Source organism: Microtetraspora sp. NBRC 13810 (genome assembly GCF_030268685.1).
Classification (GTDB): Bacteria; Actinomycetota; Actinomycetes; order Streptosporangiales; family Streptosporangiaceae; genus BSRQ01.
The window spans coordinates 295698-312970 of sequence record NZ_BSRQ01000007.1 but is presented as its reverse complement, the minus strand read 5'-3'; the positions used below and the strand labels follow the sequence as shown (position 1 = coordinate 312970).

At 71.7% G+C, this 17273-nt stretch carries 17 protein-coding genes; 13 read left to right on the top strand and 4 right to left on the bottom strand.

Translation table 11 applies throughout. The annotated features are described in order from the left end of the window. Positions 1-10 precede the first annotated feature (10 nt). The gene (locus QSK26_RS16950) at positions 11-931 is read right to left on the bottom strand and encodes an ABC transporter ATP-binding protein (protein ID WP_285776104.1); all 921 of its coding nucleotides are present in this window, start codon (positions 929-931) and stop codon (positions 11-13) included. Positions 932-1098: 167 nt separating this feature from the next. Between QSK26_RS16950 and QSK26_RS16945 the strand changes: the two genes are divergently transcribed. From QSK26_RS16945 to QSK26_RS16900, 10 genes are all read left to right on the top strand, one after another. After that, positions 1099-2379, top strand: coding sequence for a multidrug effflux MFS transporter (locus QSK26_RS16945; protein ID WP_285776103.1), 1281 nt, complete (start codon positions 1099-1101; stop codon positions 2377-2379). Between the two features lie 104 nt (positions 2380-2483). Continuing rightward, positions 2484-3260, top strand: a complete 777-nt coding sequence (locus QSK26_RS16940) for a helix-turn-helix transcriptional regulator (RefSeq protein WP_285776102.1) — start codon at positions 2484-2486, stop codon at positions 3258-3260. Further along, positions 3257-4669, top strand: a complete 1413-nt coding sequence (gene sufB / locus QSK26_RS16935) for a Fe-S cluster assembly protein SufB (RefSeq protein WP_285776101.1) — start codon at positions 3257-3259, stop codon at positions 4667-4669. The genes QSK26_RS16940 and sufB overlap by 4 nt, the downstream gene beginning before the upstream one ends. A 2-nt stretch (positions 4670-4671) precedes the next feature. Continuing rightward, positions 4672-5805, top strand: coding sequence for a Fe-S cluster assembly protein SufD (gene sufD, locus QSK26_RS16930; protein WP_285776100.1), 1134 nt, complete (start codon positions 4672-4674; stop codon positions 5803-5805). Then, the gene (locus QSK26_RS16925; protein WP_285776099.1) at positions 5802-6134 is read left to right on the top strand and encodes a Rieske (2Fe-2S) protein; all 333 of its coding nucleotides are present in this window, start codon (positions 5802-5804) and stop codon (positions 6132-6134) included. Before sufD ends, QSK26_RS16925 begins: the two co-directional genes overlap by 4 nt. 2 nt (positions 6135-6136) lie before the next feature. Beyond that, entirely contained in the window at positions 6137-6883 is a 747-nt protein-coding gene (gene sufC / locus QSK26_RS16920) for a Fe-S cluster assembly ATPase SufC (RefSeq protein WP_285776098.1), read from the top strand. Continuing rightward, a complete protein-coding gene (locus tag QSK26_RS16915; RefSeq protein WP_285776097.1) occupies positions 6880-8142 on the top strand; it encodes a cysteine desulfurase in 1263 nt (420 codons plus the stop codon). The genes sufC and QSK26_RS16915 overlap by 4 nt, the downstream gene beginning before the upstream one ends. 2 nt (positions 8143-8144) lie before the next feature. Continuing rightward, entirely contained in the window at positions 8145-8582 is a 438-nt protein-coding gene (sufU, locus tag QSK26_RS16910) for a Fe-S cluster assembly sulfur transfer protein SufU (protein ID WP_285776096.1), read from the top strand. Next, positions 8579-8971 (top strand): metal-sulfur cluster assembly factor, encoded by a 393-nt coding sequence (locus QSK26_RS16905; RefSeq protein WP_285776095.1) that lies wholly within the window; start codon positions 8579-8581, stop codon positions 8969-8971. The genes sufU and QSK26_RS16905 overlap by 4 nt, the downstream gene beginning before the upstream one ends. Positions 8972-9418: 447 nt before the next feature. Further along, the gene (locus QSK26_RS16900) at positions 9419-11461 is read left to right on the top strand and encodes a DEAD/DEAH box helicase (protein ID WP_285776094.1); all 2043 of its coding nucleotides are present in this window, start codon (positions 9419-9421) and stop codon (positions 11459-11461) included. A gap of 372 nt (positions 11462-11833) precedes the next feature. Here the strand turns inward: QSK26_RS16900 and QSK26_RS16895 are convergent, their stop codons facing one another. Beyond that, a complete protein-coding gene (locus QSK26_RS16895; protein ID WP_285776093.1) occupies positions 11834-12853 on the bottom strand; it encodes a LacI family DNA-binding transcriptional regulator in 1020 nt (339 codons plus the stop codon). A 223-nt stretch (positions 12854-13076) separates the two neighbouring features. On the opposite strand from QSK26_RS16895, the gene QSK26_RS41810 reads away from it, so the two are divergent. The 3 genes from QSK26_RS41810 (at position 13077) to hisG (ending at position 14574) form a co-directional block, all read left to right on the top strand. Beyond that, positions 13077-13361, top strand: a complete 285-nt coding sequence (locus tag QSK26_RS41810) for a hypothetical protein (protein ID WP_352244333.1) — start codon at positions 13077-13079, stop codon at positions 13359-13361. A 37-nt stretch (positions 13362-13398) separates the two neighbouring features. Continuing rightward, a complete protein-coding gene (locus tag QSK26_RS16885; protein WP_285776092.1) occupies positions 13399-13662 on the top strand; it encodes a phosphoribosyl-ATP diphosphatase in 264 nt (87 codons plus the stop codon). Positions 13663-13728: 66 nt separating this feature from the next. After that, positions 13729-14574: an ATP phosphoribosyltransferase gene (gene hisG / locus QSK26_RS16880; protein WP_502888711.1), complete on the top strand. Its 846-nt coding sequence runs from the start codon at positions 13729-13731 to the stop codon at positions 14572-14574. A gap of 83 nt (positions 14575-14657) precedes the next feature. On the opposite strand, the gene QSK26_RS16875 is transcribed toward hisG, so the two are convergent. Together QSK26_RS16875 and QSK26_RS16870 are read right to left on the bottom strand one after the other, a co-directional pair. Next, positions 14658-15965 carry an aminotransferase class V-fold PLP-dependent enzyme gene (locus tag QSK26_RS16875; protein WP_285776091.1) on the bottom strand — a complete coding sequence of 436 codons (1308 nt, stop codon included), beginning with the start codon at positions 15963-15965 and terminating at the stop codon, positions 14658-14660. A 123-nt stretch (positions 15966-16088) separates the two neighbouring features. After that, a complete protein-coding gene (locus QSK26_RS16870) occupies positions 16089-17222 on the bottom strand; it encodes an EAL domain-containing protein (protein WP_285776090.1) in 1134 nt (377 codons plus the stop codon). Positions 17223-17273: the final 51 nt, after the last annotated feature.

The following is a 17273-nucleotide window of genomic DNA, read 5'->3' as shown; positions in this document are numbered from 1 at the left end:
GCCCGGGCGCTCATCGCAGCTCCCTGCCGGTCAGTTCGAGGAACACGTCCTCCAGTGTGCGCCGCTCGATGCTCAGGTCGTCGGCGGTGACGCCCTCGGCGGCGCACCACGCGGTCACGGTGGCGAGCAGCTCGGGGCCGACGCCGACGCGGGCCGGCCCTTCGATGATGTAGTGCCCGGAGGGGGACTCCTTCGCCGCGCTGCCGCCGGGCAGGGCGTTGAGCAGCTCGTCGAGGTTGAGGCCGGGGCGGGCGCGGAAGCGGAGCTGGCGCTCGGCCCCGGTGAGCGCCGCCGGGGTGTCCTCGGCCACCACCCGGCCCCTGTCGATGATCACCACGCGGTCGGCCAGCCGCTCGGCCTCCTCCATGTGGTGGGTGGTGAGCACCACGGAGACGCCCGCCGCGCGCAGGTCGCGGACGAGCTGCCAGCAGGCGTGCCTGGCCTGCGGGTCCAGGCCCGCGGTCGGCTCGTCCAGGAAGACCAGCTCGGGGCGGCCGACGACGGCGGCGGCCAGCGACAGGCGCTGCTGCTCGCCGCCGGACAGCCGGCGGTAGGGGGTGCGGGCCTGCCGGGTGAGGCCCAGCCGGTCGAGGAGGGCCTGCGGCGGCAGCGGGCTGGCGGAGAACCGGCTCACCAGGCGCAGCCACTCGCCGGCGCGCATCGCGGGGGGCACCCCGCCCGCCTGGAGCATCACGCCCACCCTGGCGCGCAGCTCCGGCCGCGAGGGCTCCAGGCCGAGCACCCGGACGGTGCCGCCGTCGGCCCGGCGGAAGCCCTCGCAGATCTCGATCGCGGAGGTCTTCCCCGCGCCGTTGGGGCCGAGGATGGCGGTGACCGCGCCCCGCCCGGCGGCGAGCGTGAGGCCGTCGACCGCGGTCACGCGGGAGTACCGCTTGACCAGATCGACCACCTCGAGGGCAGGGGATTCCATGGGCACGAGTCTAGGGACTCCCGGCCGTGGTCCCGTTCGCGGCACGGCGGCTGCGCCGGTCACGACCGATCACCCGAAAATAGGGTGAAATTTGGGAATTTCTGGTGCTTCTATGCCGTTTGCACCTCTCGCTCTCCGCCGCCGCAGTACGGGAAAAGGATCCGCATATGACCGCCCCCGCCGACGCCAGGAAGTCGCCCGGCATCGACGCAGAACCGGATGCGGAATCCGGCTCACCCGCCCCCCGCCGCAGGGGAGGGCTCCTGGTCCTGGGGGCGCTGTCCGCCATCGGCCCCCTGTCCATCGACATGTACCTGCCCGCGCTGCCCTCGATCTCCTCGGAGATGGCCGCGGGGGCGGCGGAGGTGCAGCTGAGCCTGACCGCCTGCCTGATCGGCGTGTCGCTCGGCCAGGTGGTCGCGGGCCCGCTCAGCGACGTGCGCGGGCGCAGGACCCCGCTCCTCGCCGGCCTCGCCGGCTACGTGCTGGCCTCGCTGCTGTGCGCCTTCGCACCCTCGGTCTACGCGCTGGTCGCGCTGCGCCTGGTGCAGGGCTTCGCCGGCGGCGCCGTCCTGGTGATCGTCCGCGCGGTCGTCCGCGACCTGTACGACGGCCCCGCGATCGCCCGCATCTTCGCCAGCCTCATGCTGGTCAGCGGCCTCGCCCCGATCCTCGCGCCGATCGCGGGCGCCCAACTGCTCTCCGTCACCTCCTGGCGCGGCGTCTTCGTCGCGCTCACCGTCGCCGGGCTGGGACTGCTCGCCGCAGTGGTGTTCCGCGTGCGCGAGACGCTGCCCGCCGGTCAGCGGGAGGCGGGCGGGCTGCGCCGTACCGGGAGGACCTTCTGGGTGCTGCTGCGCGACCGCCCGTTCATGGCGTGCGCGATCTCCGCCGGTCTCGGGTTCGGCGCGATGTTCGCCTACATCTCCGGCTCGCCGTTCGTGCTCCAGGGGGTCTACGAGGTGACCCCGCAGACCTACTCGCTGCTCTTCGCCGCCAACGCCGTCGGGCTCATCGCGCTGTCCCAGCTCGGCGGGCGGCTGGCCGGGCGGGTGTCCCCGGCGCGGCTCGTCCTCGTCGGCCTGTTCGTGACGCTGGCGGGGGCGCTGTCGCTGCTCGCGGGCGTGGCCGCGGGGCTGGGCCTGCCGGTGGTGGCGGGCTCGCTGTTCGTCATGATGTGCGGGGCGGGCCTGGTGCTGCCGGGCACCGGCGCGCTGGCCCTGATGAACCAGCCGCCGCAGGTCGCGGGCAGCGCCTCCGCCCTGCTCGGCGTGCTGCAGTTCGCCTTCGGCGCACTGTCGGCCCCCCTCGTCGGGCTGGCCGGCACCGGTACGGCGGCGCCGATGGCGGTCGTCATGACGGTGCTCGCGGCGGGATCGCTGGCCGCCTTCCTGGCCCTCGGCGGCACCCGCCCGGCGGTCCGCGCGGAACCTGTCTCCGCAGGTTAGGTAAGGCTTACCTGCGTGAGCAAAGACATTCCCCGATCGCGCAGAACCGTTTGTGCGCCGGGAAGGAAATACGTCACACTGATGTTGTGAAAAACGTGGCCGGGATGAGAAACGCCGAGACGGGCGCCGAGCAGAGCACTCGCGCGCGCGTCGCCCGGCTGATCCTGGAGCACGGCCCCGTCACCGCAGCCGCGCTCGGGGAGCGGCTGGGGCTGACACCGGCGGCGGTGCGCCGCCACCTTGACGCGCTGCTCGCCGACGAGATGATCGAGCATCGCGCGGCGCGGCCCCGTGCCCAGCGCGGGCGCGGGCGGCCGGCGAAGCTGTTCGCCATCACCGACGCCGGGCGCAGCGCCTTCGAGCACGCCTACGACGACCTCGCGGGCAGCGCGCTGCGCTTCCTCGCGGGACGCCTGGGCGAGGAGGCGGTCGCGGAGTTCGCCCGGTCGCAGGTCGCGGGGCTGGTCGAGCGCCTCATGCCCGCGATGCGCGAGGTGCCGGCCGACGAGCGGGTGCGGGTCCTCGCCGAGGCCCTGTCCGCCGACGGTTACGCCGCGTCGGCAAGCAAGGCCCACCTGGGCGGGGAGCAGCTGTGCCAGCACCACTGCCCGGTGGCGCACGTGGCGGTCGCGTTCCCGCAGCTCTGCGAGGCCGAGACCGAGGCGTTCGCCGAGATCCTGGGCACGCCGGTGCAACGGCTGGCCACCATCGCCCACGGCGACGGCGTGTGCACGACACATGTGAGCCCTCACGAGCTGGTGGGCGTGAGGGAGAGCGGGCCGGTTCACGAGGCGCCGGGGCGGGCGCGTTCGGAGGCCGGAGCCGGGAATATGACGATCGACGATTCGAATGAAGATTCGAGCAAGGAGACCGGAAGGTGACTCTCACCGACCGCCCGGAGCTGGAAGGCCTCGGGAACTACAAGTTCGGCTGGGCCGACACCGACGTCGCCGGCGCGGCGGCCAAGCGCGGCCTGTCCGAGGAGGTCGTCCGCAACATCTCCGCGCTCAAGAACGAGCCGGAGTGGATGCTGGACCTGCGCCTCAAGGGCCTCCGGCTGTTCCAGAAGAAGCCCATGCCGACCTGGGGTTCCGACCTGAGCGGCATCGACTTCGACAACATCAAGTACTTCGTGCGCTCCACCGAGAAGCAGGCGGCGACGTGGGACGAGCTGCCGCCCGACATCAAGAACACCTATGACAAGCTCGGCATCCCCGAGGCGGAGAAGCAGCGCCTGATCGCGGGCGTCGCCGCGCAGTACGAGTCGGAGGTCGTCTACCACAAGATCCGCGAGGACCTTGAGGAGAAGGGCGTCATCTTCCTCGACACCGACACCGGCCTCAAGGAGCACCCGGAGCTCTTCAAGGAGTACTTCGGCTCCGTGATCCCGGTGGGCGACAACAAGTTCGCCTCGCTGAACACCTCCGTCTGGTCCGGCGGCTCGTTCATCTACGTCCCGCCGAACGTCAACGTCGAGATCCCGCTCCAGGCCTACTTCCGGATCAACACCGAGAACATGGGCCAGTTCGAGCGCACCCTGATCATCGTCGACGAGAACAGCTACGTGCACTACGTCGAGGGCTGCACCGCGCCGATCTACTCCAGCGACTCGCTGCACTCGGCGGTCGTCGAGATCATCGTGAAGAAGGGCGCCCGCTGCCGTTACACGACCATCCAGAACTGGTCGAACAACGTCTACAACCTGGTCACCAAGCGCGCCGTGGCCTACGAGGGCGCGACCATGGAGTGGATCGACGGCAACATCGGCTCCAAGGTCACGATGAAGTACCCCGCGGTCTACCTGATGGGCGAGCACGCCAAGGGCGAGACCCTGTCGGTCGCCTTCGCCGGTGAGGGCCAGCACCAGGACGCCGGCGCCAAGATGGTGCACCTCGCGCCGAAGACCTCCTCGACCATCGTCTCCAAGTCGGTGGCGCGCGGCGGCGGCCGTACCTCCTACCGCGGCCTGGTGCAGGTGGAGGAGGGCGCGGCGGGCAGCGCCTCGACCGTCAAGTGCGACGCGCTGCTGGTCGACCAGATCAGCCGCTCCGACACCTACCCCTACGTCGACGTCCGCGAGGACGACGTGTCGATGGGCCACGAGGCCACGGTCTCCAAGGTCTCCGAGGACCAGCTCTTCTACCTGATGAGCCGCGGCCTCAACGAGGACGAGGCCATGGCGATGATCGTCCGAGGCTTCGTCGAGCCCATCGCGCGCGAGCTCCCCATGGAGTACGCGCTGGAGCTCAACCGGCTGATCGAGCTGCAGATGGAAGGAGCGGTGGGCTGACGATGGGCCTCGAGACCAAGCCCCTCTCCACCCTGCACGAGCGGGCCTCCTACGAGCCGGCGGACTTCGAGGTGCCGACCGGCCGCGAGGAAGCCTGGCGGTTCACCCCGCTGCGCAGGCTCAAGGGCCTGCACGACGGCACCGCGGCCGGGTCCGGCCACGTGGTGGTGGAGGTCGACCCCGCCCCCGAGGTCGTCGTCGAGACCGTCGGCCGCGACGACCCCCGGGTCGGCGCCGCCTACGTGCCGCGCGACCGGGTGAGCGCCCAGGCCTACGCCTCCTTCGAGAAGGCCACCGTCATCACGGTGCCCGCCCAGGCCGTCGCGTCCAGGCCGACCACGGTCACGCTGCGCGGCCAGGCCGAGGGCTCCGGCGAGGGCGCCGCCTACGGCCACATCGTGGTCAAGCTGGAGCCGCTGGCCGAGCTGGTCCTCGTCCTGGACCACCAGGGCAGCGCGGTCTACGCCGACAACGTCGAGTTCGTCGTCGGCGACGGCGCCACGCTCAGGGTCGTCAGCCTGCAGGACTGGGCCGACGACGCCGTGCACGTCTCCCACCACCACGCCCAGCTCGGCCGCGACGCGACCTTCCGCAGCTTCGTGGTCACCCTCGGCGGCGACCTCGTACGGCTCTCGCCGTCGGTCTCCTACACCGGCCCCGGCGGCGACGCCGACCTCAACGGCATCTACTTCGTGGACGGCGGGCAGCACCTGGAGCACCGGCTGCTGGTCGACCACAGCGTGCCCAACTGCCGCAGCAACGTCACCTACAAGGGCGCGCTGCAGGGCGACGGGGCGCACGCCGTGTGGATCGGCGACGTGGTCATCAGGGTCGAGGCCGAGGGCACCGACACCTACGAGCTCAACCGCAACCTGCTCCTGACCGACGGCGCCCGCGCCGACTCGGTGCCCAACCTGGAGATCCTCACCGGCGAGGTGGCCGGCGCCGGTCACGCCTCGGCGTCCGGCCGGCTGGAGGACGAGCACATCTTCTACCTCCAGGCCCGCGGCATCCCCTTCGACGAGGCGCGCCGCCTGGTCATCCAGGGCTTCTTCGGCCAGATGCTCGAGAAGATCGAGGTCGAGGAGATCCGCGAGCGGGTCGCCCGCGCGGTCGAGGCGGAGCTGGAGAAGTGAGCGAGGCCGAGGTGACCTTCGAGAAGGTCTGCAAGGTCAGCGACATCCCCGAGGGGGGTGTGATCGGAGTGGAGGTCGGCGACACCCAGGTCGCCCTGGTCCGCTCCGGCGACGGCGTCCACGCCCTGTACGACGTGTGCTCGCACGCCGAGGTGAAGCTCAGCGAGGGCGACGTGTACGACGGCACCCTGGAGTGCTGGCTGCACGGTTCGTGCTTCGACGTGCGCACCGGCAAGCCCACGGGGCCGCCCGCCACCAAGCCCGTGCCCGTATACCAAGTGAAGATCGACGGCGACGACGTCTACGTCTCGCTCTCGAAGGAGTCATAACCGTGTCCACCCTTGAGATCCGCGATCTGCAGGTCGCCGTCGGCGACAAGGCGATTTTGAAGGGCGTCAACCTGACCGTCCGGTCGGGCGAGACGCACGCCATCATGGGCCCGAACGGCTCGGGCAAGTCGACGCTCGCCTACGCCATCGCGGGTCACCCCAAGTACACCATCACCGGCGGCCAGGTGCTGCTCGACGGTGAGGACCTGCTGGACATGCCGGTGGACGAGCGGGCCAGGGCCGGCCTGTTCCTCGCCATGCAGTACCCCGTCGAGGTGCCCGGCGTGTCGGTGTCCAACTTCCTGCGCAGCGCGGTGACCGCCGTGCGCGGCGAGGCCCCCAAGCTCCGGGAGTTCACCAAGGAGCTGAAGGGCGGCATGGACAACCTCGCCATCGACGCCGCCTTCGCCCAGCGCAACCTGAACGAGGGCTTCTCCGGCGGTGAGAAGAAGCGGCACGAGATCCTCCAGCTCGAGCTGCTCAAGCCGAAGATCGCGGTGCTCGACGAGACCGACTCCGGCCTCGACGTCGACGCCCTGCGCGTCGTCTCCGAGGGGATCAACCGGTTCCGGGAGAGCGGCGACACCGGCGTCCTGCTGATCACCCACTACACCCGCATCCTGCGCTACGTGAAGCCGGAGTTCGTGCACGTCTTCGCCGCCGGCAAGATCGTTGAGGAGGGTGGGCCCGAACTCGCGGACCGGCTCGAGTCCGAAGGCTACGAGCGCTTCGTCAAGGCGTCGGCATGACCTCGGCCGCCTTCGACGTGGAGAGGATCAGGAAGGACTTCCCGATCCTCTCCCGCGAGCTGCCCGGCGGCCGCCCGCTCGTCTACCTCGACTCCGGCAACTCCTCGCAGAAGCCGGCGCAGGTGATCGAGACCATGCGCGAGCACTTCGCCCAGCACTACAGCAACGTGGGCAGGGCCATGCACGCGCTCGGCTCGGAGTCGACCGAGGCGTTCGAGACGGCCAGGGACAAGCTGGCCGACTTCATCGGTGCGCCCTCGCGCGACGAGGTGGTCTTCACCAAGAACGCCTCGGAGGGGCTCAACCTCGTCGCCTACGCCTTCGGCAACCCGGCGGGCGAGGACCCGCGGTTCCGGATGGGGCCCGGCGACGAGATCGTCATCTCCGAGATGGAGCACCACTCCAACATCGTCCCCTGGCAGCTGCTGGCCCGGCGCACCGGCGCCACGCTGCGCTGGTTCCCGGTCACCGACGAGGGCAGGCTCGACCTGTCCGGCATCGGCGACCTGGTCAACGAGCGGACGAAGATCGTCTCGATCGCCCACCAGTCCAACGTGCTGGGCACCGTCAACCCGGTCGCCGCCGTGCTCGCCCGGGCACGCGAGGTGGGCGCGCTGATGATGCTCGACGCCTCCCAGTCGGTCCCGCACCACCCGGTGGACGTGGCGGCGCTCGGCGTCGACTTCGTCGCCTTCACCGGCCACAAGATGGTCGGCCCCTCGGGGATCGGCGTGCTGTGGGGGCGCGGCGAGCTGCTGGAGGCCATGCCGCCGTTCCTCGGCGGCGGCGAGATGATCGAGGCGGTCTGGATGGACCACTCGACCTACGCCCCGCCGCCGCACAAGTTCGAGGCGGGGACGCCGCCGATCGTGGAGGCCATCGGCCTCGGCGCCGCGGCCGACTACCTGACCTCGGTCGGCCTGGAGGCGGTGGAGGCGCACGAGCGCGAGCTCACCGCGTACGCGCTGGACGCCCTGCGCGAGGTGCCCACCCTGCGGGTCATCGGCCCCGGCGACACCCACGAGCGGGGCGCCACGGTCTCCTTCACGCTGGACGGGATTCATCCGCACGATGTCGGGCAGATCCTGGATGACGCCTTCGGCATCGCGGTGCGGGTCGGGCACCACTGCGCCCGGCCGCTGCACCTGCGGTTCGGAATACCCGCGACCACGAGGGCGTCGTTCTATCTGTACAACACCACGAGCGAGATCGACGCCCTCGTGCGCGGCCTCCACCATGTTCAGAAGGTGTTCTCCTAACCATGATCACCGAGTCCATGTACCAGGAGCTGATCCTGGAGCACTACAAGCACCCGCAGGGGCGCGGGCTGCGTGAGCCGTTCGACGCCGAGGTGCACCACGTCAACCCCACCTGCGGTGACGAGATCACCATGCGGGTGAAACTCGGTGACGGCGGCAAGGTGGAGGACGTCTCCTACGACGGTCAGGGCTGTTCGATCAGCCAGGCCGCCGCCTCGGTACTGTACGAGCTGGCCAGCGGTTCCAGCGTCGAGGAGACGCTGGGCGTGGTCGACGAGTTCACCCGGCTCCTGCAGGGCAGGGGTCAGGTCGAGCCGGACGAGGACGTGCTGGGCGACGCGGTGGCGTTCGCCGGCGTGGCCAAGTACCCCGCCCGGGTGAAATGCGCGCTGCTGGCCTGGATGGCCTACAAGGACGCTTTGGTGAGGAGCACGGCATGAGCAAGCCCGTCGAGACCCCCACGACGGCCACGGTGGCCGGCGATCCGGCCTCCGGCACGGCTTACGACGGCGAGATGAGCACCGACGACGTCATGGAGGCGCTCAAGGACGTCGTGGACCCCGAGCTGGGCGTCAACGTCGTGGACCTTGGCCTCATCTACGGCCTCAACCTCGACCCGGGGGAGAACGGCACGGTCGCGACCATCGACATGACGTTGACCAGTGCCGCCTGCCCGCTCACCGACGTGATCGAGGACCAGGCGCACTCCGCGCTGAGCGGGATGGTCTCCGATGTGAAGATCAACTGGGTGTGGCTGCCGCCGTGGGGTCCTGACAAGATCACCGACGACGGCCGCGAGCAGCTCCGCATGCTCGGGTTCAACGTCTGAGTGCCGCCCAGGCGAGCCCCCGGCCCTGGAGCCGGGGGTTCACCGTGTTCCCAGCTCACCGCGCCCTCGCGACTCCCGGCACCCCGCCATCCCGGGAGTGGGCGACGATGATCTGTGAGAGACTTGTGCTCGCCGGGAAGAAAGGTCCGGTTGGGAGTGTTGTCTCCCTTTGACCGCACATCAGGTCCCGGCGGGGACCGTACGTGCGCGGTCTCGGTGTCGGCCCTGCGAAGGCCGGGCCGGTTTGATCACAGTTTGGCTCTGTGCGGGTAGACTGCTGTCGCCCGCCTTGCGCAGCGCCCGGACGCCATACCCGGCAGGCGCTGCACGGTACCCGATCAAGTGGGTGCTCCAGGAGTGCGGCCCGATGCCGCACGCCCCAGGCTCGTCCTTTCGCAGAAGTGACGTGCCGCGTACTTCTATCGAAAGGCACGAATCTTCGTGACGATGCTCGACGCCGTCCTGCCCGAAACCCCCGAGACGATCGACGCGCCGCAGATCTCCGAGACCTCCCAGCCCTCCGAGGGGACCGCGGACGCCGGCGGCTCCGGGCCCTCGGAGTTCAGCCTGCTGGGCCTGCCCCGGCCGCTGGTCGCCGCCCTCGCGCGGCAGGGCATCACGGCCCCCTTCGAGATCCAGCGTGCCACCATCCCCGACATCCTCGCCGGCACCGACGTCCTCGGCCGCGGCCAGACGGGCTCCGGCAAGACCCTCGCGTTCGGCCTGCCCACCATGGCCCGCATCTCCGGGGTCCGGGCCAGGCCCGGCCGCCCGCTGGCCGTCATCCTCGTGCCCACCCGCGAGCTGGCACTCCAGGTGCACGACGCGCTCGAACCGCTCGGCAGGGGACTGTCGCTGCGGATGAAGACCGTCGTCGGCGGCATGTCGATGGGCCGGCAGATCGAGGCGCTGCGCCGCGGCGTCGAGGTCGTGGTGGCCACGCCGGGCCGCCTGACCGACCTCGTCCAGCAGGGCGAGTGCTCGCTCGAAGAGGTCCGGGTCACCGTGCTCGACGAGGCCGACCACATGTGCGACCTGGGATTCTTCCCGGTCGTCACCGCGCTGCTTGAGCAGACCCCGACCGACGGTCAGCGGCTGCTGTTCTCCGCGACCCTCGACGGCGACGTGGACAAGCTGGTCAAGCGCTTCCTGCAGGACCCGGTCACGCACTCCATCGCCCCGGCCACCTCGCCGGTGGAGACCATGGAGCACCACGTGCTCCAGGTCACCCGGGACGACAAGTTCCCGATCACGGCGGAGATCGCCAACCGTGAGGGCAGGACGATCCTGTTCGTCCGCACCCAGCACGGCGTGGACCGCCTGGTCAAGCAGCTCGCCCGGGTCGGCGTCCGGGCCGGCGGCCTGCACGGCGGCAAGCGGCAGAACCAGCGCACCCGCATCCTGGCGGAGTTCCGCGAGGGCGCGATCAACGTCCTGGTCTGCACCGACGTCGCCGCCCGCGGCATCCACGTGGACGACGTCAGCCTGGTGCTGCACGTCGACCCGCCGCAGGACCCCAAGAGCTACCTGCACCGCGGCGGCCGTACGGCCCGCGCCGGCGAGCGCGGCACCGTGATGACGCTGGTGCTGCCGAACGAGCGCCGCTCCACCGAGCAGCTCACCCGGCAGGCCGGCATCCGGCCGTTCCGCCTCAAGGCCACCCCGGGCCACCCCCGGCTGGCCGAGGCCGCCGGAGCCCAGCAGCCGAGCGGCGTCGAGATCCCCGTCTGGGAGCCGCCGGTGGCCCCCACCGGCAACCGCCGCCAGCGCCGCGACGGCCAGTCCGACCGCCGTCCGCGCCGCCGGCACGAAGGCTTCGACGGCGACCGCCGCCCGCGCCGTGACTCCGGCGAGGACGCCGCGCACCCCCGCGGGCGCGACGGCGACTCCTACCCGCGCCGCCAGGACGGGGAGTCCTACCCCCGCCGCCAGGACGGCGAGGACCGCCCCCGCCGCGACGGCGGCGCCGGGCGTCCGTTCCGGTCCGGCCGCCGCGACGACCGCGGGTCGTACGGCGCCGCCCGTTCCGACGACCGCGGGTCCTATGGTGGGCGTTCCGACGCGGGCTTCCGTGGGGGTGACGCCCCACGCGGGGGTGACGCTCCCCGTGGTGACGCCCCCCGTGGTGACGCCTCCCGTGGTGACGCTCCTCGCGGAGGCGACGGCTTCCGGGGGCGCGACTCCCGCTTCGACAACCGGGGCGACCGCGGCGGTTTCCGTACCGACCGGGACAACGGGTTCCGCGGTGACAACGGCTTCCGGAACGACAACGGCTTCCGCGCCGACAACGGGTTCCGGAACGACCGGGACGGCGGTTTCCGGGCGGGTGAGCGTGACAACGGGGCCCACCGCTCCGGCGACCGGGCCCGGCGTGGCGGTTTCCGCTCCGACGGCCCCGGCAACCGGGCCGGTTTCCGCACCGACGACAGGGACACCCGCAGCGGCTTCCGCGCCGACCGCGGCAGGCCGGAGCGCCGCTTCGGCCGCTGACCTCCGGCGTACCGGCACCACCGGCGTCTCACCCGCCCGCCCGCCCCGGCAGGCCGTGAGAACGCCGCTCGGCGCCGGTCCGGCATCGCGGCCCCAGGGGTCGCGTGCCGCGAGGTGGCCGCTGAGAGCGGTTAAGGCAGGACGATGACGGGCGCCCGGCACATGACCGGGCGCCCGTTCCGCATATCATCCCGCCGCTGTCCGCTGTCCGCTGTCCGCTGTCCGCTGTCGGCTGTCGGCTGTCGGCTGTCGGCTGTCGGCTGTCGGCTGTCGGCTGTCCGCTGTCCGCTGTCGGCGGAGGGGCGGGCCGTGCTAATCGGCGGGCCCGAGGGTGGCGCGCGCCCGCGTGAGGGCGGGCCGGGTGGGGGCGGGTCACGTGGTGGGTGGGGGAGCGGTGCTGCCGCGGGGGATGAGGCGGGCGGCCGTGTCCTCGTAGGCGGTGGCCTGCTCGCCGGCGACGAGGGAGAGCAGGAGCCTGGCCGCGTGGCCGCCGTAGGCGGCGATGTCGCGGGTCAGCGCGGTGAGGGCGGGCCGTACGACCTGGGAGAGCGGGGAGTCGTCCCAGGCGACGACCGACAGGCCGGCGGGCACGGACAACCCCATCTCCTGCGCGACCGACAACCCGGCCACCGCCATGATGTCGTTGTCGTAGACGATCGCGGTGGGCCGCCGGGGCGAGCTGAGCAGCCTGCGGGTGGCCCGCGCGCCCTGCTCACCGGTGTAGTCGGTGTGCACGGTCACCTGGCCGTCCAGTCCCAGCTCCGCGCACACGGCGTCGAACGCGCGGTCCCTGATCACCGTGTGCACCAGCCGGGGCAGGCCGGCGACCCGGGCGACCCGCCGGTGGCCGAGGGCCGCGAGATACTCCACGGTCTCCCGTACGGCGGCGCCGTCGTCGGACCAGACCGGCACCAGGTCGCCCGCCTCCGAGGGGTGACCGATGACCACCACCGGCATGCCCAGCGCGGACAGCGCGGCCACCCGCGGATCGGCGACGTGCAGGTCCACCATGATCGCCCCGTCGACGCGGCCCTCGCCCCACCATTGGCGGTAGACCGCGACCTCCGCGTCGTGGTCGGCGACGACCTGGAGCATCAGCGCGCAGGACCGGGCCGACAACTCGGCCTCGATACCGCTGATCAGCTCCATGAAGAACGGCTCGGCGCCCAGGATGCGGGCCGGGCGGCACACTGCCAGGGCGACGGCGTCGGCGCGGGCGCCGTTCAGGGCGAGGGCCGCCCTGTTGGGCCGCCAGCCGATCTCCTCGGCGATGGCCCGGATCCGCGCTCGGGTCGTCTCCGACACGCCGGGCTGCCCGTTGAGCGCGTAGGAAACCGCTCCTTTGGAGACTCCGGCCCGCCGGGCGATGTCGGCGATCGTCGGTCTGTTCACGGGCCCCTCCCCTTGAACCGGTTGAGCGGCATGCGCTCTCGGCCTGCCCGCACCGGCACCCGGGTACGTTACTACGCCCCCGGCAGGCGCCCCGTCGCTCGGCCGGTGAATGGCCGGTCCACCTGGCACAGCACGTCAGCCAATAGCCAACAATACGTTGATATATCTGGACAAAGGCGCTCACCGTCGCGTTACTTATCCGGTTCAGCCGCTAGGAGCTCACGTGGAATATGTCACGGTGTCCGCCGGCACCGGGCACGCCGTTCTGGGAGCGCTCCTAGGAGGTGTCTCGGCCACCGTGCTGGAGCTGGAGGTGCCCGGTCTCGCGCTGTGGTGGCCGCGCGGGCACGGCGACCAGCCGTTGTACCCGCTCCGCGTCGAGCTGACCGACGCCGCCGGGAACGTGCTGGACACCCGGGAACGCCGGATCGCCCAGTTCGGCCAGGCGTGCGACACGCGGAACGCCGCGGAGGGAGCAGGCGCATCGCCGCCGGGTTCGCCCGGTTAGGCTGAGGTGACACACTCACCGACCGCCGAGAGAGATCATGAAGACCTTCGAAGAGCTGTTCGCCGAGCTGTCCGAGAAGGCGCGCACCCGACCCGCCGGGTCGGGCACGGTCGCCGCGCTGGACGCCGGCGTCCATGCCATCGGCAAGAAGGTCGTCGAGGAGGCCGCCGAGAGCTGGATGGCCGCCGAGCACGAGTCGGACGAGCGCGCCGCCGAGGAGATCTCCCAGCTCCTCTACCACGTGCAGGTGCTCATGCTGGCCCGTGGGATCGGGCTGGAGCAGGTCTACAAGCATCTGTAGGCCGGGTTCGCCCGGCCGGGCCCGCTCACCGTCCCGTTCGTTCTCTCGATCAGAGGAATTCACGCCATGCTGCGTCTCGCCGTCCCGAACAAGGGCGCGCTCGCCGAAGCCGCCCAGACCCTGCTCAAAGAAGCCGGCTACCGGCACCGCAAGGACAGCAAGGAGCTCGTGGTCGTCGACCCGGACAACTCCTGCGAGCTGTTCTTCCTGCGTCCCCGCGACATCGCCGTCTACGTCGGCGAGGGCACCCTCGACGGCGGCATCACCGGCCGCGACATGCTCTACGACTCCGGCGCGCCGGCCGAGGAGATCCTGCCGCTCGGCTTCGGCGGATCCACCTTCCGCTTCGCCGCCAAGCCCGGCGAGTTCGCCTCCGTCCAGGACCTCAAGGGCCTGCGGATCGCCTCCTCCTACGCCGGGCTGCTGGAGAAGCACCTGGCCGACGCGGGCGTCGACGCCCGGGTCATCAAGCTGGACGGCGCGGTGGAGACCGCGATCCGGCTCGGCGTCGCCGACGCCGTCGCCGACGTGGTGGAGACCGGCACCACGCTGCGCAACGTCGGCCTGGAGGTCTTCGGTGAGCCGATCATGCGCTCGGAGGCCGTGCTGATCAAGCAGGCGGGCGCGCCCCAGGCGAACGGCCTGGAGCAGCTCGTCCGCCGCCTGGAGGGGGTGCTCGTCGCCCGCGACTACGTCATGATCGACTACGACATGCGGGCCGAGCAGATCGAGAAGGCCATCGCCATCACCCCCGGCATCGAGGGCCCCACCGTCTCGCCGCTGCACCGCGAGGGCTGGGTCGCGGTCCGCGCCATGGTCCGTCGCAAGGGCCACCAGCAGGTCATGGACCAGCTCTGGGAGATCGGCGCCCGCGCCATCTTCGTCACCGATATCTACGCCTGCCGCCTGTGAGCGCGTGACGCCGGCCGTGGCCGTCCGCCGGGGCAGGGCGCCGTCCGTCGCGCCCGGCCCCGGCGGGCGGCTCCGAGCCGCGCTCAGAGGGCTGCGACGGCCTTGACGGCCCGGTCGACGTCCTCGGGGCTGGTGACGATGCTGGTGCCGAAGCGCAGGTAGGCGTCGCTGTAGGGGGTCACGCCGGCGACGATCCGGTGCTGTTCGCGCAGCCGGGCGGCGACGGCGCCGGGGTTCTGGCCGGCGATGGAGCAGCAGACCAGGCCGGCGGACAACTCGGGGGAGGCCGGGGTGACCAGGCGCAGGGAGGGGATGCCGGCGAGCCCCTGCTTCAGCCGGGTGGCCAGCTCGGCGGTCCTGGCGGCGATGCGGTCCCGGCCGATCGCCCCGTGGAAGGCGAACGCCTCGTCCAGCGCCCAGCGGTGCTCGAAGGAGTGGTATCCGCCGGGCGTGCCCATGGCGGCGTTGTTCCCCGCCGGGGGATAGCCGCCGATCCAGGCCGCGATGCCGTCCCCGGTGAAGCTCGGGATCACGGGCGCGACCGCGTCCCAGGCGCGGCCCCACAGGACGCCGGTGCCGCGCGGGCCGAACAGCCACTTGTGCGTGCCGGTGGCCAGGAAGTCGCAGCCCAGGTCGCCGACCCGGTCGGCGACCGCACCGAACCCGTGCACGCCGTCCACGCACAGCAGCGCCCGGTCCTCCGTGTCCCGCCCCGAGTTGATTTCGGCGATCATGCCGGAGATCTCCTTGACCGGCAGCCGCACGCCCGTGCCCGAGTGCACCCAGGTGATCGCGACCACCCTGGTCGCGGGCCGGATCGCGGCCCTCAGCCGGGACACGATCTCGTCGACGCCGGCGGCGGCGGGATCGTCGTAGAGCCTGGCCCGCCGCACCTCGGCGCCGGTGCGCGCGGCGAGCAGCCGCAGGCCCTCGTGGGTGGCGTAGAAGTCGTGCTCGGTGGTGACGACGTCCTGCCCGGGGCGCAGCCGCAGGCCGCCGAACAGGATGCCGAGTCCCATCGTGGTGCTGTCGGTGAGGGCGATCTCCGACTCGGGTGTCCCGAGGTAGGAGGCGGCGGCCCGGAGCACCGGCGTTTCGCGGTCCTCGTGCAGGTAGGCGTCGGTGTCGGCGTCGAGCCCCCGGCGGTGTCGCTCGATGGCCCGCCGTACCTGGTCGGGGTGGGCCGCGAGGACGAAGGCGGCGAAGTGCGCGTGGTCGGTCCGCAGCGGGAACTGCGCCCGCACCGACTCCCAGTCAGCCGGGTCGAACGCGGGCGTGGCCGGCTCCCGTTCCGGCGTGCATCCGGCGAGGGCCAGCGCGGCGCCCGCGGCCAGGCCCGCGCCGAGGAACCGCCGCCGGCCCGGTCCCGTCTCGCCGTCGTGATCGCGCATGGCGCACTCCCCGTCGCCCGCCCCCGTGTCAGCTTCCGGTATCCCTTCTTATCCTGATCAACAGGGCATGACCACGAGGCGTTGGCAAGTCGTGACCGATCTGATGTCAGGACTTATCGTGATCTACTTGGTAAAGGAGCTGTCATGGTCGGCCACCTGCCGGATCAGGTCGCTGACCCGCAGGATGCCCATGCACCTGCCCACCTCGTCGATGACCACCAGGTCGTCGTAGACCCGCTCGTTCGCCTTGCCGGCCACCTGCATCGCGGCGATGGCCGGGGTGGTCTTGGGCACCGTGCGCGGCGGGTCGGCGAGGCGGATGGCGGGCTTCTTGCCGTGCAGCGCGTGGCCGTACCGGCCGGCGAAGGACAGCATGAAACGGCTGCGGTCCAGGCTGCCGCGCGGGCGCTGGTACTCGTCCACCAGGATCACGCTGGTGATGGACGGCTCGCTGCTGAACGCCTCGACCGCGTCCTCCGCGGTCGCCTCGATGTCCAGCGTGACGGCGGGCAGCAGCATCTCCTGCACCCGCGGGCCGAGCAGCGCGCCGACCGCGGACTCCTGCGGCACCGGCAGCGGCACGCGCACCCGCCCTGAGGGCCCGGGGGCCAGCAGCGGCCCCTGCGCCAGCCGTACCCCCCAGCCGCGCACGGCGGCGAGTTGCGCCTCGTGGGTGATGTTCGGCGCGAGCACGTGCGCGCCGGTGCCTCTGGCCAGGGACGACACCGACTCCCCGAGGGTCGCCCGCCGGGGGTCGCGCGGGACCCGCGCGATCAGGCCGGCGGAGAGCACGACGAGGTACGGCGCGGCGTCGGTGAGCAGGTCGAGCGGGAGGTGACCGGAGCCGAGGTCGCCGATGGCGATCAGGTAGCCGATCGCGCGCAGCCCGTCGAGGCCGGTCAGCAGCGCCCTGCGCCGTTCTGCGGGGAAGCCGCCCTCGACCGTGAGGATCACCTCGCCCGGCCGGCGTCCGGACGACCGCAGCGCCTCGTGCAGCGGCGCCAGGCTCGCCGAACCGCCGATCACGGTGGTGGTGGGCACGGTGAGGACGATGGGCAGGAGCGTTTCCCTGCGGGCCGCGTCCAGTGCGGCGCGTACCGCGCCCGCGCCGGACTGCGGAGTGGCCGGCATCGCGATATCGTGCTCCGCGGAAGCGCTGAGAGCGATCACGCCACCGGTGTCGAGATCGACGATCGGTGTGATGACCGGCCGCGCTCCGGTCGCTGATGGCGGCATGATGTTGATGCTGCTCGACACGTACAGATGATGTCGCCGCACACGCTGTCACAAAAGGCGCATGAGATGAAA

Coding starts and splice junctions, on each gene's coding strand:
- QSK26_RS16950 (WP_285776104.1), bottom strand. CDS start 931: ATGGAATCCCCTGCCCTCGAGGTGGTCGATCTGGTCAAGCGGTACTCC.
- QSK26_RS16945 (WP_285776103.1), top strand. CDS start 1,099: ATGACCGCCCCCGCCGACGCCAGGAAGTCGCCCGGCATCGACGCAGAA.
- QSK26_RS16940 (WP_285776102.1), top strand. CDS start 2,484: ATGAGAAACGCCGAGACGGGCGCCGAGCAGAGCACTCGCGCGCGCGTC.
- sufD (WP_285776100.1), top strand. CDS start 4,672: ATGGGCCTCGAGACCAAGCCCCTCTCCACCCTGCACGAGCGGGCCTCC.
- QSK26_RS16915 (WP_285776097.1), top strand. CDS start 6,880: ATGACCTCGGCCGCCTTCGACGTGGAGAGGATCAGGAAGGACTTCCCG.
- sufU (WP_285776096.1), top strand. CDS start 8,145: ATGATCACCGAGTCCATGTACCAGGAGCTGATCCTGGAGCACTACAAG.
- QSK26_RS16905 (WP_285776095.1), top strand. CDS start 8,579: ATGAGCAAGCCCGTCGAGACCCCCACGACGGCCACGGTGGCCGGCGAT.
- QSK26_RS16900 (WP_285776094.1), top strand. CDS start 9,419: ATGCTCGACGCCGTCCTGCCCGAAACCCCCGAGACGATCGACGCGCCG.
- QSK26_RS16885 (WP_285776092.1), top strand. CDS start 13,399: ATGAAGACCTTCGAAGAGCTGTTCGCCGAGCTGTCCGAGAAGGCGCGC.
- hisG (WP_502888711.1), top strand. CDS start 13,729: ATGCTGCGTCTCGCCGTCCCGAACAAGGGCGCGCTCGCCGAAGCCGCC.
- QSK26_RS16875 (WP_285776091.1), bottom strand. CDS start 15,965: ATGCGCGATCACGACGGCGAGACGGGACCGGGCCGGCGGCGGTTCCTC.